The 17,477-nt window shown below is 45.7% G+C and carries 16 protein-coding genes and 1 tRNA gene; 2 read left to right on the top strand and 15 right to left on the bottom strand.

Annotated features, from left to right (window positions below; genetic code table 11):
• Nucleotides 1-268: 268 nt before the first annotated feature.
• The 5 genes from rplS to ffh all read right to left on the bottom strand — a co-directional run bounded on the left by rplS (nt 269) and on the right by ffh (nt 3,883).
• Complete coding sequence (gene rplS / locus AB4307_RS17525; RefSeq protein ID WP_004735514.1) at nt 269-622, bottom strand: 50S ribosomal protein L19; 354 nt, start codon at nt 620-622, stop codon at nt 269-271.
• Between the two features lie 59 nt (nt 623-681).
• Nucleotides 682-1,422: a tRNA (guanosine(37)-N1)-methyltransferase TrmD gene (gene trmD / locus AB4307_RS17530; protein ID WP_372132799.1), complete on the bottom strand. Its 741-nt coding sequence runs from the start codon at nt 1,420-1,422 to the stop codon at nt 682-684.
• A 26-nt stretch (nt 1,423-1,448) separates the two neighbouring features.
• Complete coding sequence (gene rimM / locus AB4307_RS17535; RefSeq protein ID WP_017063236.1) at nt 1,449-2,003, bottom strand: ribosome maturation factor RimM; 555 nt, start codon at nt 2,001-2,003, stop codon at nt 1,449-1,451.
• A 24-nt stretch (nt 2,004-2,027) separates the two neighbouring features.
• Nucleotides 2,028-2,276, bottom strand: a complete 249-nt coding sequence (gene rpsP / locus AB4307_RS17540) for a 30S ribosomal protein S16 (RefSeq protein ID WP_004410028.1) — start codon at nt 2,274-2,276, stop codon at nt 2,028-2,030.
• Nucleotides 2,277-2,488: 212 nt separating this feature from the next.
• Complete coding sequence (gene ffh / locus AB4307_RS17545) at nt 2,489-3,883, bottom strand: signal recognition particle protein (RefSeq protein WP_010435884.1); 1,395 nt, start codon at nt 3,881-3,883, stop codon at nt 2,489-2,491.
• Nucleotides 3,884-4,083: 200 nt separating this feature from the next.
• Between ffh and AB4307_RS17550 the strand changes: the two genes are divergently transcribed.
• Together AB4307_RS17550 and AB4307_RS17555 are read left to right on the top strand one after the other, a co-directional pair.
• Nucleotides 4,084-4,878 carry a cytochrome C assembly family protein gene (locus AB4307_RS17550; RefSeq protein WP_019825854.1) on the top strand — a complete coding sequence of 265 codons (795 nt, stop codon included), beginning with the start codon at nt 4,084-4,086 and terminating at the stop codon, nt 4,876-4,878.
• Between the two features lie 127 nt (nt 4,879-5,005).
• On the top strand, nt 5,006-6,277 hold the full coding sequence (locus tag AB4307_RS17555; protein WP_017068872.1) for an HlyC/CorC family transporter: 1,272 nt from the start codon (nt 5,006-5,008) through the stop codon (nt 6,275-6,277).
• 115 nt (nt 6,278-6,392) lie between these two features.
• On the opposite strand, the gene luxS is transcribed toward AB4307_RS17555, so the two are convergent.
• From luxS to AB4307_RS17605, 10 genes are all read right to left on the bottom strand, one after another.
• Nucleotides 6,393-6,911 (bottom strand): S-ribosylhomocysteine lyase, encoded by a 519-nt coding sequence (luxS, locus tag AB4307_RS17560; RefSeq protein WP_017056597.1) that lies wholly within the window; start codon nt 6,909-6,911, stop codon nt 6,393-6,395.
• Nucleotides 6,912-6,935: 24 nt separating this feature from the next.
• Nucleotides 6,936-7,586 carry a transglycosylase SLT domain-containing protein gene (locus tag AB4307_RS17565; protein ID WP_017629422.1) on the bottom strand — a complete coding sequence of 217 codons (651 nt, stop codon included), beginning with the start codon at nt 7,584-7,586 and terminating at the stop codon, nt 6,936-6,938.
• A 10-nt stretch (nt 7,587-7,596) separates the two neighbouring features.
• Nucleotides 7,597-9,165, bottom strand: a complete 1,569-nt coding sequence (gene gshA, locus AB4307_RS17570) for a glutamate--cysteine ligase (RefSeq protein WP_017063229.1) — start codon at nt 9,163-9,165, stop codon at nt 7,597-7,599.
• Nucleotides 9,166-9,264: 99 nt separating this feature from the next.
• A complete protein-coding gene (locus AB4307_RS17575; protein WP_372132801.1) occupies nt 9,265-12,123 on the bottom strand; it encodes a M16 family metallopeptidase in 2,859 nt (952 codons plus the stop codon).
• Between the two features lie 9 nt (nt 12,124-12,132).
• Nucleotides 12,133-12,594 (bottom strand): YqaA family protein, encoded by a 462-nt coding sequence (locus AB4307_RS17580; RefSeq protein WP_017059555.1) that lies wholly within the window; start codon nt 12,592-12,594, stop codon nt 12,133-12,135.
• A gap of 6 nt (nt 12,595-12,600) precedes the next feature.
• Nucleotides 12,601-13,554, bottom strand: coding sequence for an NADP-dependent oxidoreductase (locus AB4307_RS17585; RefSeq protein ID WP_102319878.1), 954 nt, complete (start codon nt 13,552-13,554; stop codon nt 12,601-12,603).
• Nucleotides 13,555-13,726: 172 nt separating this feature from the next.
• Nucleotides 13,727-14,857, bottom strand: a complete 1,131-nt coding sequence (locus AB4307_RS17590; protein WP_019825842.1) for a sodium ion-translocating decarboxylase subunit beta — start codon at nt 14,855-14,857, stop codon at nt 13,727-13,729.
• A 9-nt stretch (nt 14,858-14,866) separates the two neighbouring features.
• Entirely contained in the window at nt 14,867-16,642 is a 1,776-nt protein-coding gene (gene oadA, locus AB4307_RS17595; RefSeq protein WP_017059560.1) for a sodium-extruding oxaloacetate decarboxylase subunit alpha, read from the bottom strand.
• A gap of 31 nt (nt 16,643-16,673) precedes the next feature.
• Nucleotides 16,674-16,931, bottom strand: a complete 258-nt coding sequence (locus AB4307_RS17600) for an oxaloacetate decarboxylase subunit gamma (RefSeq protein ID WP_004741884.1) — start codon at nt 16,929-16,931, stop codon at nt 16,674-16,676.
• Between the two features lie 375 nt (nt 16,932-17,306).
• A tRNA-Arg gene (locus tag AB4307_RS17605) sits at nt 17,307-17,383 on the bottom strand.
• Nucleotides 17,384-17,477: the final 94 nt, after the last annotated feature.

The raw sequence follows: 17,477 nt of genomic DNA on the forward strand, positions 1-17,477 counted from the left end.
CGAGTAGCGAGTAGCGAGTAAATTTTGAAGGGTTGGCGTTTAACGTCAATCCTTTTTTATTGCCTATAACACGGCGCTAGTAGAGATTCCCTACTCCTTCCTTCGTCAGTCTAGGGAATGACGGTTAAATATGAGTTTCGTCTGGTTTGTCATCCTCAAGAGTGAGGTACGAGCGAATTGGGGATCTCTTACCTGCTAAGCTCCAAATAACAGACACAAAAAAGCGGAGCCAAATGGCTCCGCTTTTATCGATAGAATGCAAAAAGAATTACTTCTTAGTAAGCTTCTCTTTAATACGAGCTGACTTACCAGAACGCTCACGTAGGTAGTACAACTTGGCACGACGTACTGCACCACGGCGTTTAACTTCGATGCTATCAACCATTGGAGAGTGAGTTTGGAACGCACGCTCTACGCCTTCACCGTTCGAGATCTTACGAACTGTGAATGCAGAGTGTAGACCACGGTTACGAATAGCGATTACAACGCCTTCGAAAGCCTGTAGACGCTCACGGTCACCTTCTTTTACCTTAACCTGAACTACAACAGTGTCACCTGGTGCGAATTTAGGAAGGTCTGATTTTAGTTGCTCTTCTTCAAGAGCCTTGATGATGTTGCTCATTTGTATAAATTCCTAGAATAAACTGATACTAAATTTAATAGGTTACTGCTTGCTTTTCGTTAAGAGCGTTGCTCTTTAATGAATTCAGCCAGTAATTGTTCCTGTTCGTCAGTCAGAGCTAGGTTTTCCAGGAGTTCTGGTCTTCTTAGCCAAGTTCGGCCCAACGATTGTTTTAATCGCCAGCGACGAATGTCCTTATGGTTTCCAGACTTGAGTACCGATGGTACATCTTTATCGTCTAGCACCTCAGGGCGCGTATAATGGGGACAATCTAGCAAACCATTTGCAAAAGAATCTTCTTCTGCTGAAGCGAAATCTCCAAGTACACCCGGAACAAACCGAGATACTGAATCAATCAGCGTCATGGCTGGCAGTTCGCCACCCGTCATCACAAAATCTCCAATCGACCATTCTTCGTCAACTTCAGATTCAATGATGCGCTCATCTACCCCTTCATAGCGACCACAAATAAGAAGTAAATTCTCGTTTGTTGCCAGCTCTTCAACACCTTTCTGGTCGAGTTTACGACCTTGAGGTGAAAGATAGATGACTTTCGTCTTTCCCGGTGCTGCTTGCTTGGCAGTTTTGATAGCGTCGCGCAAAGGCTGAACCATCATTAACATGCCAGGACCACCACCGTAAGGTCTGTCATCAACAGTGCGATGTTTATCATGAGTGAAATCACGAGGATTCCATGTCTCAATAGATAAAAGACCTTTTTTAACCGCTTGACCTGTTACTCCAAAAACAGTAACAGAACGGAACATTTCAGGAAAAAGGCTAATAATGCCAACCCACATGTGTTCTCTCGCTCTGTAATTTGGAGTTAGAATCCAGGATCCCAGTCAACTTCGATCCGGCGAGCTTCGCGATCAACTTTCTTGATCACTTGCTCTTCAAGGTACGGTACTAACCGTTCCTTTTGGCCAAAAGCATCTTTAAGATTTGCTTTGATTACTAGAACATCGTTCGAGCCAGTTTCTAATAGGTCAGTGACCTCACCAAGGTCGTAACCTTTAGTGGTAAAAACTTGCATACCGAACAATTCGCGCCAGTAGAATTCATCTTCTGACAATTCAGGTAACGAAGCAGGGTCAATAGCAATTTCAAAGTTAGTCATCAGTTGCGCGTCTTCACGAACATCTAATCCCGCTAGCTTACATACATAACCTTGGCCATGACGTTTCCAGCTCTCAACTTTGTACTCAACCCACTTACCCTTTAGGTTTAAATACCAAGGGCTGTAATCAAATATGCTTTCAGCATTGTCTGTGTAGGAGAACACTTTAAGCCAGCCACGAATACCATAGGTAGACCCAAGTTTACCCATGACAATTCTATTGTTTTGCTCGCTCATAGTTTCTTTACCCTTCATCGACATAAGCTATTTCTCTTTAAAAAAGAATTAAGCCGCTTTTTGAGCGTCTTTAACTAGCTTAGCTACACGATCAGATAGAGATGCGCCTTGACCAACCCAGTGGTTAACACGATCTAGGTCTAGACGTAGACCTTCTTCTTGACCTTGAGCAGTAGGGTTAAAGAAACCTACTTTCTCGATGAAACGGCCAGTTGCAGCGTTACGGCTATCCGCAACTACGATTTGATAAAATGGGCGCTTCTTTGCACCGTGACGTGCCAAACGAATGGTTACCATGTCGTCCTCTTTGCTTTCTTAATAAAATAATTAACCCCAAGTATAAGTAAATAGCTTGGGGTCTCGTGCCAAATTAAAGCCCCGGAATTTTACTCTTATTCCGGTGCAATGCAAGGGCTTTAGCTATTTTTTCACCAACATAGCTGCCGTACACTTTCTGTGACACGGCTAACACTATGAAAAGTAACGTAGCTAAAGCTTACATTTGTAGATTATCGACCAAACGGGTTAAAGCCACCACCCATTCCGCCCATACCTCCACCGCCGCCCATCATGCCTTGCATGTTGCGCATCATGCCTTTCATGCCACCTTTCTGCATCTTCTTCATCATCTTCTGCATTTGGGTGAACTGCTTAAGCATACGGTTTACATCTTGTACCTGTGTACCAGAACCAGCGGCAATACGCTTTTTGCGAGAGCCTTTGATTAGGTCAGGGCGTTGACGCTCTTTCATGGTCATAGAGTTGATGATCGCTTCCATTTGCTTGAACATCTTGTCATCAACTTTATCTTTAACGTTATCTGGTAGCTGAGACATGCCTGGAAGCTTATCCATCATGCCCATCATGCCGCCCATGTTTTGCATCTGACCTAGTTGTTCACGGAAGTCTTCAAGGTCAAAGCCTTTCTTCTCTTTGAACTTCTTAGCCAGTTTCTCTGCTTTCTCGGTATCAACGTTTTTCTGTAGGTCTTCAATAAGAGACAGTACGTCGCCCATACCTAAGATACGAGAAGCAACACGATCTGGGTGGAACGGTTCTAGTGCGTCAGTCTTTTCACCAACACCCAAGAATTTAATCGGCTTGCCTGTGATATGACGAACAGACAGAGCAGCACCACCACGCGCATCACCATCAACTTTCGTCAAGATAACACCGGTTAGTGGTAGCGCATCACCAAAGGCTTTTGCAGTGTTCGCAGCATCTTGACCTGTCATTGCATCAACAACGAACAGTGTCTCTACTGGTTTAATTGCAGTATGAAGCTCTTTGATCTCGCCCATCATCTCTTCATCGATAGCCAAACGACCCGCAGTATCGACAAGTAGCACGTCGTAGAATTTCTTCTTCGCGTGGTCGATTGCAGCGTTTGCAATATCAAGAGGTTTTTGATCAGCTGAAGATGGGAAGAAGTCTACGCCAACATCGCTTGCTAACGTTTCAAGCTGTTTGATTGCCGCTGGACGGTAAACGTCGGCAGACACAACCAAGACTTTCTTCTTGTCACGCTCAGTCAGAAGCTTAGATAGCTTACCTACCGATGTGGTTTTACCCGCACCTTGTAGACCCGCCATTAAGATAACGGCTGGCGGCTGCGCTGCTAGGTTAAGAGCCTCGTTAGACTCACCCATCACCGCTTCAAGTTCAGCTTGAACGATCTTAATGAATTCTTGACCAGGCGTTAGAGATTTAGAAACCTCAACACCCACAGCGCCTTCTTTTACGCGCTTAACAAAATCGCGGACAACGGGCAGTGCAACGTCGGCTTCAAGTAGCGCCATACGTACTTCACGCAGCGTCTCTTTAATATTGTCTTCGGTCAGACGACCTTTACCGCTGATGTTCTTCAGCGTTTTGGATAGACGATCCGTTAAATTATCAAACATAGTTTTCTCTTCGCTCAAAACTGCGACTATTACTGTGAGTATACATTAGCGCGGATTAGAGTCATACCCGTTGTAGAGCGTTAATCATCCGTGCTTGTGATGTGAGACATTATTCACTTGGAATTGAATGAGGTTCGCCATAGCCCCAAAGAGCGATGCGAGGTATAATTCGCCAATTAGTAATCATTAAAATGGATACCATGGACAGTCTTATTGCGATCGCAGCAGCCTTTCTTTATACAATGGCGATTTCCACGATCATTCCAGGTCTCGTGCACCAAACAGGAATCCGTGTAAAAACGGTGTTTATCAGCGCATTACTTGCTCTAGCTTTCCATGCTTGGTTGCTTGGCGATTTGATTTTTAATGCCAGTGGCCAAAACCTCAGTATCTTGAACGTTGCTTCATTAATCAGTTTAATCATATCTGTGGTAATGAGCGGTGCAATGCTCAAAACCCGTTTGTGGTTCATCTTGCCGGTTGTTTATAGCTTCGCAGCTCTAAATCTAATGGCTGCCACTTTTCTTCCAAGCACCTTCATCAAACATCTAGAGAATGACCCAAAACTGCTCGTGCACATCTCTTTGGCTCTATTCTCATACGCAACGTTAACTATCGGTGCGCTATACGCCCTGCAACTCGCGTGGCTTGATCACAAGCTTAAAAAGAAAAAAGCCTTAGTGATTAACCCTAACCTACCTCCTTTAATGATGGTAGAGAGACAGCTTTTCAAGATCATTCTGATTGGTAATGGTTTATTAACGGGTACTTTGCTGACTGGCCTTATCTTCGTACAAGATATGTTTGCTCAAGGAAAGGCGCACAAAGCGGTATTGTCTTTTATCGCTTGGGTTATCTACTCCATCCTTTTATGGGGTCACTACCAAAAAGGTTGGCGTGGACAGAAAGTCACTTGGTTCGCACTTGCCGGCGCCAGCATGCTCACATTGGCCTACTTCGGTAGCCGCTTCGTTCAGGAAATCATCCTGAACTAGTCTGTAAAATAAAGGCAAGGTCTCACACACCTTGCCTTTAAAATATTGAGTCCGTTAGATTCAATTGACATCTCGACCATGTTCGGTCATAAATTAATCAAGATACACAAATAGGAAAAGAATAGTTTTGGACGACATATCAACGGGTATCTTATTTGCGCTACTCGCGTGTCTCATTGTAATTTCTGGTTATTTCTCTGGTTCCGAAACGGGCATGATGTCCTTGAACCGCTACCGTTTAAAGCACTTGGCCAATACGGGTCATAAAGGTGCCAAACGCGTAGAAAAACTTCTGAACCGCCCAGACAGATTGATTGGCCTCATTCTCATCGGCAACAATCTCGTCAACATTCTTGCATCTGCGATCGCTACTATTCTTGGTATGCGCATCTACGGGGATATCGGTGTGGCTATCGCTACTGGTACCCTGACTCTCGTGATCCTCGTATTCGCCGAGGTAACCCCAAAGACTATCGCTTCTCTATTTCCTGAACGTGTCTCTTACGCCAGTAGCATCCTTTTGATGGTGCTGATGAAGGTACTGTCACCGTTGGTGATTTTAGTTAACTTCATTACCAATGGCTTCATTCGTATCTTAGGTGTCAAAGCCAGCCATGATGCAACCGACCACTTGAGCTCCGAAGAGCTTAGAACCGTGGTAAATGAAGCCGGTAGCTTAATCCCTCAACGTCACCAAGATATGTTGGTGTCTATTCTGGATTTAGAGCACGTCACCGTGAACGACATCATGGTGCCGCGTAATGAGATTACTGGTATCGACATCAATGACGACTGGAAATCGATCGTTCGTCAACTTACCCACTCGCCTCATGGTCGCGTAGTGCTGTACCGTGACCAAATAGATGAAGTGGTCGGCATGCTTAGGCTGCGTGAAGCTTACCGTCTGATGCTTGAAAAGAACGAATTCAATAAAGAAACCCTGTTGCGTGCCGCGGATGAGATCTACTTTATTCCTGAAGCGACACCACTCAATATTCAACTGCTTAAGTTTCAACGCAATAAGCAGCGCATCGGTTTGATTGTTGATGAGTATGGCGACATCAATGGTTTGGTTACATTAGAAGATATTCTAGAAGAGATCGTAGGTGAGTTTACCACCTCAATCACCCCAAGCTTATCTGAAGAGATTACTCCGCAAAGCGATGGCAGCTTCTTGATTGAAGGCAGTGCCAATATCCGAGACATCAACAAAGGCTTACAGTGGGCACTGCCTACCGATGGCCCAAGAACTCTGAATGGTTTGATACTGGAACACCTTGAAGATATTCCAGAGAGTCACCTCAGTGTTCAGGTAGCCAGCCACCCAATGGAAATTGTTGAGCTTGAAGAGAACCGCATCAAACTGGTTCGCGTGTTCCCACAGATCGTGAACGGCTAACTGAGTTATCACTGAATCTCTGTCTCGCCCTAAAATACGTTGACGAAAAAGGCCCGGTTCATTGAACCGGGCCTTTTAGTATCTAACTCGCCCTATCTAGGGTAGCTATCAATGACTAGTCGATCTTAAGCTCTTGCAGCATAGACTCTGGCAGTGCCAGTTCATCATTCTTGTTTACAGAGATGCCTGCAGCGATGATCGCATTCGCGATCTCTTTCGCTTCATCCAAAGAGTGCATTGCCGCGGTACCACATTGGTATTCGTTCAGCTCAGGGATCTTATTCTGGTTCTCAACTTTCAGTACGTCTTGCATCGCTGCCAACCAACCGTCAGCCACTTGTTGTTCTGTAGGCGTACCAATCAGGCTCATGTAGAAACCAGTGCGACAGCCCATCGGTGAGATATCGATGATCTCTACATCTGAACCGTTCAATTGATTACGCATGAAACCAGCATATAGGTGCTCTAGAGTATGGATACCTTTCTCAGATAGGATGTCTTTGTTTGGCGCAGTAAAACGCAGGTCAAACACAGTGATGGTATCCCCTTTTGGGGTTTGCATTGTTTTAGCAACACGAACGGCAGGTGCGTTCATGCGTGTGTGATCAACAGTGAAACTATCTAATAAAGGCATTGCTCTTCTCCATGACGGCTGGCTTTAGAAAAACCAGCTTCGATTGTCTTCTAGTTCTTTGCGGCACTGTTTCAGCTGCCATCCATAATCTTTTGCTTGCTGTTCGACTTTGCGCGCCACCTTAATTAGCGATGGCTTGCTGTTGTATGACTTACGCTTATAACCACCACGGCCTTCATGATAAGCTAGGTATTGGTTATATGGGTCCCATAGTGAGATGCCCAATTGACGACGCGTCTCGCTGGTATACCAACCGATGAACATCAATGCATCATCAAAGTTGGTTCTTGAACCACCGTTATTGGTCGCCTTTTGGAAGTCTTCCCAAGCAGGATCTTGAGCTTGTGCATAACCGTAGGCACTGCTTACACGCCCCCACGGTATAAAGCCAAGAATGTAATCTTTAGGTGGGCGCGCATCATGACGATAGCTACTCTCTTGTTTCACAAAAGCCATCGCAACGTTAATCGGCGTTCCCCATTCTTCTTGCATATCCAAGGCATCTTCATACCATGAAGGGTGCTCTCGAAAGATGCTACACAAATTATCTTGCTGCTTTGGCGGTGGCGTTGCACATCCAACCAACAGGCTAGAGACAACACCAACAGTCACTACAGGTAACCATTTACTACTCACTCGAGTAGGCTGACCTAATAAGGCTTGCTTCCTTTCCACCAAAGTCTCGCTATGCTTTTAAATACGAAAAATAATCCGCCAAGAAGCTATCAAAATCTTGAGTGCTTGCTTCTTCACTTTGTTGCTGAGCAATCACAGAACGTTGAACTTCTGCTTCCATCAACTCAGCTGAATATACTTTGTATTGGTGCGCTTTGTGTTGCTGAGCGTACGTTTTACCTAACGCGCAACCCACTTTACCTAAGCCGCCCAATTTTTTGGTCTCTTCTAGCAACTGGCCAGAAATAGTTAGCTCAGGGTTATCAATCCAAGCCTCAAGCGTATCGCATGTTTCTTGGTATGCACGACCACCTTGTTCAGCGTCCATCATCTCGGCAATAGAGCGCAGATCTTTGAAGACACGCTTCGCCCAATCTTGCAGAGACAATCGCTCACCATGACAACCGATTTGTAGCTCTAGACCAACCTGACGACCTTGTAGGATCACCTTGTTCCAGTTATCGCGCCAGCATTCAAGCTCGCAGTTATCCATCTCAGCAGAGTCCGTTAGCACACTCCACGTTAGGAATAAGTCTAGGAAGCGAACCTGCTGCTCATTGATACCAATTGAGCTGAATGGGTTTACATCTAAAGAACGAACCTCAATGTACTCAACACCACCGCGTGCCAATGCTTCAGATGGTTTCTCACCACTCTTCGCCACACGCTTAGGGCGGATTGGAGCGTAAAGCTCATTTTCAATTTGCAGTACGTTGCTATTCAACTGACGGTATTCACCATCAACCTTAGTGCCAATCTCGGCAAATTCTTCTGATGGTGTGCGAATCGCTTGATTCAAACCTTCAAGGTATTGGTCTAGGCTGTTGAAACCAATCTTCAACACACTTTGCGCACTGTTCGTGTAGCCAAGGTCGCTCAGGCGCAGTGCCGTTGCTTTTGGCAGATACAGTGTCTCGCCAATCTTTTCAAAAGGCAGGTTTGTCTCTCTTCCTTTGATGAAAGAAGAACATAGCGCAGGTGAAGCACCGAAGAAGTATGGGATTAACCAACCAAAGCGGTAGTAGTTACGAATCAAACCAAAGTAAGCATCTGACTTAGATTCACAACGCGCTTCTTCAGTTTGCTCTCCAAACAGGCTATCCCAAAAGCTTTCTGGGAAAGAGAAGTTGAAGTGAACACCAGAGATAATCTGCATCAGGCTACCGTAACGACGTTTTAGGCCTTCACGATATAGGGTCTTCATCTTACCGTTATTCGAGGTGCCGTATTGCGCTAGCTGAATGTAATCTTCACTGCCAACGTAACAAGGCATAGAAAGCGGCCATAGTTTTTCGCCGTCTAACTTGGTTTGCGTGAAGTGGTGGATATCAGACAACTGATTCAAAAGCGTCGGAACGTCGTTAGAAACAGGCGTGATAAATTCCAGTAGCGACTCAGAGAAATCGGTCGTTACCCATTCGTTCATCAACGCAGATCCCAAAGCCTCAGGGTGCGGCCCAGTAGCAAGGTGCCCATCTTCCGTGTAGCGTAATGTTTCCCTTTCAACACCACGACCAAATTGAGAGAAGGTCTTAGGGTTGGTTGCAACTTGCTTTAGTCGCGCAGCAAAATCAGTCAAAATTCAGTTCACTTATCTTATATTGTTCTGATTAGAACTATCATAAATTAGGTTGGAGGAGAAAAGTAGAGTCTCTTCCCTCCCCCTTTAATGTGTACTCTAACGAATGATTTCAAGCTCTTCTATTGGAATATCTAACTTTTCTAATTGCGGGCGAAGCGAAGTCGCGTCACCAACAACGATTATTTGATAATCATTCGGGTCAAACCATTTCTTAGATAGCTCGTTTAAGGTCTCTTTTGAAACCGTTTCAACTATCTGATTACGCTGTTGTAGGTAATCTTCATCAAGGCTCAATGCAACAATATTACTCAACAACCCCGCCTTTTGACTTGGCGTTTCGTATTTAAGTGCATCTTGTTGACCGACGGCAAGGCGCATAAATTTCACCTCTTCGTCAGTTAATCCACTTTGGCTAAACTCATTCAGCTCATTAATAAACTCTTGAATCGATGGAACCGTCGCATTCGCCCTTACCTGCGCGCTAAATACCACTGCGCCAGTTTCACGAGTACTTGCGAAGTAACCGCTTGCACCGTAAGTGTAGGCTTTGTCTTCACGTAGGTTCTGGTTGATACGGCTATTGAAGTTGCCCGCTAAGTTAAAGTTAGCTAACTGGCTCAAATACAATTCGCCCGTCGCATCAAACGGCAGGCCCTTACGAACCAAGCGAACAATGCTTTGCGGCGCACCCGGTTTATCAACTAAGTACAGGTGCTGACCAGAAAGCTCTTTAACGATCTGTGGACGCGTTAATGGTGCCGCATCGCCTTGCCACTCTTCAAAGAATTGTAGCTGTTTCCCTACCTCTTTCTTCGAGATGTCTCCCACAACAACAATATTGGCACCTTCTGGTGTGTAATGTTGCGCATAGAATTTTTTCACATCGTCTAAGGTCAATTTCGATAGAGATTCCTTAGTACCATCACTTGCACGAGCAAAAACAGTGTCACTAAACAGCACTTCACGGGTTGCTTGAGAAGCCATCCAACTTGGCTGCTGATGCTGATACACAACGCCTTCTAGCATCTGTTTCTTAACGCGCTCAAAATCTTGCTCATCGAACTTAGGATCGAATAGAACCTCTTGCACAATCGCTAAGGTTTGAGGCAAGTTTTTCTCTAGCGTCGAGACTGAAATATCTGTGGTGTAGCTGCCCGCACTAATGCTCACGCTGCTACCAAGTTTATCTAAGGTCGCTTGTAACTCTTCAACGGTTCGTTTAGTTGAGCCTTCTTCCATCATCGAAGCCGTTAGGTTCGCTAGGCCTTCTTGCCCTTTGCGAACATAGCGTTCGCCTGCAGGCAATTGAATTTGCAGCTGTACTGTCGGCGTTTCACTGGTCACGGTACCAATTAAGTCAGTGCCATTTGCAAAGTGCATGCGGTACAACTCAGGCATGGTCGCCTCAACACCAAAGTTCACTTCTGGCATCACACTGCGATCAAAGGTATCCGGTGCCTTTCTGAAATCCAGTTGATCTTCCGTCACCTTGCTGTATTCCGGCAACGTACGTGGTGGCGTGGTAAAGGTCGCTTCACGAACCGCCAAATCGAGCTTTTTCTTAGGAACCACACTCAAGGTAACCTTGTGCTTACCTTCGATGAAATCTTGGTATGCCTTGCTCACGCTCTCAGGCGTCACCGCTCGGATTTGATCGAGTTGTGATTCAATGCGATCAGGCTGACCATAGAAGGTTTGGTTCGACGCGAGTTGCGACACCTTACCTTTAACGCTTTGCAATGCAAAAACAGCATTCGCTTCGGCCATGCCAGTGATCTGGTCTAAACGCTCTTGCTCAACGCCCTCTTTCGAGAATTGCTCCAGGGTATCCATCAGCTCTTTATTGAGAACCGTCAAATCGCCTTTTTCACCTGAGTTGCCCATTGCATACACGTACATGGTACACGCCAACTCAGCACAATCATGGAAAGAGCCAGCGCTGACGGCCTTCTGCGTTTTTACGAGGTTTTGATATAGGTAACTGTTGGTACCTGAACCTAACACGTTAGACAATGCATTCAGTGAAGCTTGCGTCTCTTCACCGCGATACGTTGTTGGCCACCCCACCAGCACCATCGGCTGACGAATATTGTCTTCTAAGGTGATGTATTTATCTTCTGTTAGAACAGCAGGTTGCTTCTCTGCCGCCTTCACTTCAGGGCCTTGAGGAATTGAACCAAAGTACTTGTTAACCCATTCTAGCGTGTCATCAACGTCGATATCACCACCAATCGTTAACACGGCATTGTTTGGGCCGTACCAACGCAGGAAGAACGCTTTAAGATCATTCACGTCAACACGGTCAAGATCTTCAACATAGCCGATTGGTTGCCAAGAGTAAGGGTGACCTTCAGGGTAAAGCGCTTCGCCCATGCGTTCCCACATCAAGCCGTAAGGACGATTTTCGTAGCTCTGCGCTCGCTCGTTCTTGACCGTGCCTCTTTGAACCTCAAATTTCTTCTGAGAAACAGCATCCAACAAGAAGCCCATTCGGTCTGATTCTAACCACAACATTTTCTCAAGTTGGTTAGAAGGAACAGTTTCAAAATAGTTGGTGCGGTCACGGTTGGTCGTGCCGTTTAACGAGCCACCCGCTTCGGTAATGATCTTAAAGTGCTGTTGGTCACCAACGTTCTCTGAACCCTGGAACATCATGTGCTCAAAGAAGTGAGCAAATCCCGACTTGCCTATCTCTTCACGTGCTGAACCGACGTGATAAGTTACATCAACATGCACCAACGGATCGGAATCATCAGGGGAAAGAATAACTGTCAGACCGTTTTCAAGCTGATACTTGGTGTAAGGAATCACTACTTTATCTTTAGAGGGCTTAACCTCTTCTAACAGAGTGACACCTTCAGGTAACGAGGAAAAGAAGGGCGTTGAGCTAGGTACATTGTAAGAACAGCCAGCAATGGCGATAAGAGAAAATGTACCAAGTAAAACCTTTTTCATAGGTTCTCCTTAGAAAAAACCGAAGTAGATAGCAGCAAGTAAGCTATAGCGAGCGGCTTTGCCAATCGCTATCAAAATAACGCTAGGGATGAATTTCATTCTTAGCCAACCCGCAGCGAGACACAAAGGGTCACCAATGATCGGTAACCAACTAAATAACAGTGTCCAGTAGCCATAGCGACTCAGCCAAGCCATAGCCTTATGACCATGCTTTTCAGATTGAGTTCGATTAGGCAACCACAAACCAATCCAATAGTTAGTCAGGCCGCCTAAGGTATTGCCTAATGTCGCCACTAGAATGATCGATGAGGTTGAAAACTGATCTAAGCTCAATGCAGCCACAAGGCTAGCTTCTGAACCACCGGGGAGTAACGTGGCACTCAAGAAGCCACTAATGAAGAGTACCCACAGCGCCGAGTCCGAGAACCACAGCGCGATATTTTCAAAAAGGGAGTTAAAAAATTCTAACACTGCCTATCAACTTTCTTGCATTTTAAGTAGCACCTTGCCTCTGGTGTGTCCGGTTTCAACCTGCAGGTGCGCCGACTGCGCCTCGTCTAATTGGTAGATACCTTGAATTTCTGTTTTGAGTAATCCGACACTGACCATGTAAAGCATAGTGTCCATTTGCTCAGGGCTTGGTTCAACCAGCATGCCTGATGCAGTAAAACCTAATAGTGTGGCTTTTTCGCAGATAAGTTCTGCAGATAGAGTCGGCACAGTCACGACTCGCGCGTCATCTTTTAGGCACTTCAATGCATCAAGCGCGGTATCGCCGCCGACCAAGTCAATCAACACATCGACATCAGATACTCTTTCTGATGCTGGTGCAAACTTATAGTTAATCGCGTGAGCACCTAGCGTCGCAAGGTAATCAAGGTTGGCTTCGCTGCAGGTTGTGTAAACCTCTGCTTTTGCTGCCACTGCAATTTGAACCGCAAGGTGACCAACGCCGCCCGCGCCCGCCAAGATAAGCACGCGGTCGCCTTCTTTCACTTCGGCTTTGTTGAGCGCTTGTGCCGCTGTTTGACTCGCGAGTGGTAATGCAGCTGCCGCTTCTAGAGTGACAGAATCAGGAACCATACTTAATGCAGCTTCTGGAACACACACATATTGGCTGTAACCGCCACCTTGCAGTGGAAAACCAATAAAGCCAGCTACGTTATCACCAACAGTAAAGCGTTCAGCCTGTTCGCCTAGCGAGACAATTTGCCCTGAAATATCGTAGCCAGGTACCCAAGGTAGGTTATCTTTGTTTTGTGCTGCCGCCCAACCAAGGCCCGCTCGGGTTTTGACATCAATCGGATTAATGCCTGAAAAGGAAACTTTAACCACCACTTCTCCAGCCTTAGGCTCAGGGATCGCACTGGTTTGAATACTTAGGTTTTCGACGCCGCCGAATTGAGTAATCGCAATCTGTTTATTTTCCATTTCCACATTTCCTTGATTGATAAAAGCCCTAGTGAGCAAGCACCTTAATTAATAAAAAGAAAGGGATGCGAAAGCATCCCTTTGACTATAAACCATTTAATAAGGCTAAGTTAACCGCTCATTCGTAAATTGACGACCAATTAACGTAACGATACATGACCCAGCAAATCCACTAGCCCACGAGAGCTAATAGAATACCCGCCGCAACCGCACTACCAAGTACACCGGCTACGTTCGGACCCATTGCATGCATCAATAAGAAGTTCTGAGGGTTTGCCTCAAGACCAACCTTGTTCACAACACGTGCCGCCATTGGAACCGCCGATACGCCAGCTGCGCCAATCAGTGGGTTGATGTCCTCTTTCGAGAATCGGTTCAACACCTTAGCCATCAATACACCACCCGCCGTACCGATACTGAACGCGACCGCACCTAAACCTAGAATACCCAGTGTTTCTAAGTTCAAGAACGTATCCGCTTGAAGCTTAGAACCAACCCCTAGACCTAGGAAAATAGTTACAACGTTAATCAGTTCGTTTTGAGCTGTTTTTGAAAGGCGATCAACCACACCCGCTTCACGCATTAAGTTACCCAAACAGAACATACCAACTAGAGGTGTTGCTGAAGGTAGGAACAAAATCGTCATCAGTAGTACAGCAAGCGGGAAAAGAATCTTCTCGGCTTTGCTAACGTGACGAAGTTGAGCCATCTTAATTTTGCGCTCTTCAGGAGACGTTAACGCTTTCATGATTGGTGGCTGAATGATAGGAACCAAAGCCATGTAGCTATAAGCCGCTACTGCAATGGCACCTAAAAGATCCGGAGATAACTTACTCGCCAAGAAGATCGCAGTTGGGCCATCGGCACCACCAATGATCGCAATTGACGAAGCATCGGCCATCGAGAACTCCATTCCTGGAACGTAGTTCAGCAAGATCGCGCCAAATAGCGTCGCGAAGATACCAAACTGAGCCGCAGCCCCTAGCCACAACGTTTTAGGGTTCGCAATCAACGCACCGAAGTCCGTCATCGCACCAACACCCATAAAGATCAGCAGTGGGAAAATACCTGTCTCAATACCAATGTAGTAGACGTAGTAGAGCAAACCACCTGGATCAGTAAACCCAGCATTTGGAATGTTTGCTAATACAGCACCAAAACCAATAGGCAGTAGAAGTAACGGTTCAAATCCTTTACGAATTGCCAAAAACAACAGTAAGCAACCAACCAGCATCATACAGATCTGGCCGAACTCAAAGTTCGCAATCCCTGTTTCAGACCATAAGGTCATCAATCCTTCCATGGTACTCCCTTACGCTAAGCTTAGTAGTGGAGCGCCTACAGTAACTGCATCGCCTTCTTTAACATTCAATTCTTGAACGATACCACCACGAGCAGCACGAACTTCCGTTTCCATCTTCATCGCTTCTAGGATTAGTAGAACGTCGCCTTCAGAAACCTCAGTACCCGCCTGAACGTTTACTTTAAAGATGTTACCCGCCAATGGAGCTGGAACCGCTTCAGCGTCAGACGCTGCTACTGGTGCAGCCTGAGCAGGTTTTGCAGATGGCGCCACCGATGTCAGTTCACCTTGTGGGCCAACTTCAACATCGTAAACTTGACCATCAACCTTCACGCTGTAGCTTTCAATACCACCAGAAGCTTGTACAGGAGCTGCAGCAACTGGAGCCGCAACTTCTAGCGTTGGTGCAGGTTCAAATGCTTCAGGATTACGACGGTTCTTAAGGAACTTAAGACCCACTTGTGGGAAGAGCGCGTAAGTCAGTACATCATCAACCGTATCTTCAGCTAGAGAGATACCCTCTGATTTCGCTTTCTCTAACAGATCCGTCGTTAACGTATCCATTTCAGACTTAAGTAAATCAGCAGGACGACAAGTAATCGGCTCTGCACCGTCTAGAACTTTCGCTTGCAGTTCAGCATCCACTTCAGCAGGAGCTTGACCGTATTCACCTTTCAGTAGACCAGCAGTCTCTTTCGTGATGCTCTTATAGCGTTCGCCCGTTAAGACGTTAATAACCGCTTGAGTACCGACAATCTGAGAAGTTGGTGTTACTAAGGGAATGTAACCAAGCTCTTTACGTACGCGTGGGATCTCTTCTAGAACTTCATCCATGCGATCGGCGGCGCCTTGCTCTTTAAGCTGGCCTTCCATGTTAGTTAACATTCCGCCAGGAACTTGAGCGATTAAGATGCGAGAATCGACACCTTTTAGCTGACCTTCCCATTTCGCGTACTTTTTACGTACATCACGGAAGTAAGCCGCGATGGGTTCGATTTGGTCTAGTTTAAGATTCGTGTCGCGCTCTGTACCTTCTAACATCGCAACAACCGTTTCGGTTGGCGTATGACCGTAAGTACAGCTCATTGAAGAAATAGCGGTATCTAGAATGTCGATACCCGCTTCAACGGCTTTAACCGCTGTTGCAGTCGATAGACCAGTTGTCGCGTGGCTATGCAGTGCCAGAGGAACGTCACACGATGCTTTGATACGTGTAATCAGCTCTTCTGCTTCATACGGCTTTAATAAACCTGACATATCTTTGATACATAGTGAGTGACAACCTAGGTCCTCTAGGCGCTTAGCCAAATCAACCCAAGTATCTGAATTGTGGACCGGACTGGTTGTGTAAGACAACGTACCTTGAGCGTGGCCACCAACGTCGATCGTTGCTTTCACTGCTTTTTCAAAGTTACGCACGTCATTCATCGCATCAAAGATACGGAATACGTCCATGCCGTTTTTATGGGCACGTTCAACAAATTTTTCTACTACATCATCCGCGTAGTGACGGTAGCCCAATAGGTTTTGACCACGCAGTAGCATCTGCATTGGTGTGTTTGGCATCGCTTTTTTCAGCTCACGCAAACGCTCCCATGGATCCTCGCCAAGAAAACGGATACACGAATCAAACGTCGCGCCGCCCCAAGTCTCAAGTGACCAGTAACCGACTTTATCCAGTTCTGCCGCAATTGGCAGCATATCTTCGATACGCATACGAGTAGCAAATAGTGACTGGTGCGCGTCACGAAGTACCACATCTGTGATAGCTAGTGGTTTAGACATGCTCATAAACTCCTTTTTAATCCTTTAAATACTACTTAGCAGTAGACGCACGGTATTGATGAACCGCGGCCGAAATTGCAGCCACTACCTGTGGACTAACAGCTGAAGGGTTTGATTGTGATTTTTGAATTTTTTTAGGTGCTGCGATCGGCTCTGGTACTTCTTCTGGTACCAGTTTTGACATCAACCGAACGAGGTAAACTAGAATAGTTAGGAAAATAAAGACAACGGACATCCCCGTTATCATTAGAGTCGCCGCATCTCCTAGCAGGCTTCCAATATTAGTCATGTTGCTTCCTTTCTTCGTCATCCTGACATACGTACAGGATTTCAGCGAATAGTGATCCCGACCCATGGATTATCTCGATTGGTAAAAGTTTGTCAATTTTGTTTAAGGTTCTGTTACGGATAACGCACACATAAGGTTAATTATTCGCCTATCAGATCACATAAATCTGTCAAATACGTCATTTTTAGATATTTAAACTGTGACTTAAACGGGGCTTTTCTGGGAATTGATATGAGAAAGGTGGAATAACAAAGAAGCAATCAAGAACTACTTTAAATACAACAAGTTAAACAACGAACAAATTTAACATTGTCGCAACAAATTTGCAGCAGACATAAAAAAAGCCTCGTATAAACGAGGCTTTTTCTAATAATGTGGCGCGCTCTGGAGGATTCGAACCTCCGACCGCCTGGTTCGTAGCCAGGTACTCTATCCAGCTGAGCTAAGAGCGCACGGTTTTAATATCAATTCATTGTTACTAACAACAGATCAATATAAGGATTTCATTCTTATAAGAAAAAAGCCCTAAATAGTGGCGCGTCCTGG

It is taken from the genome of Vibrio sp. 10N.261.52.C2 (genome assembly GCF_041471425.1).
GTDB classification, from domain to species: domain Bacteria; phylum Pseudomonadota; class Gammaproteobacteria; order Enterobacterales; family Vibrionaceae; genus Vibrio; species Vibrio crassostreae_C.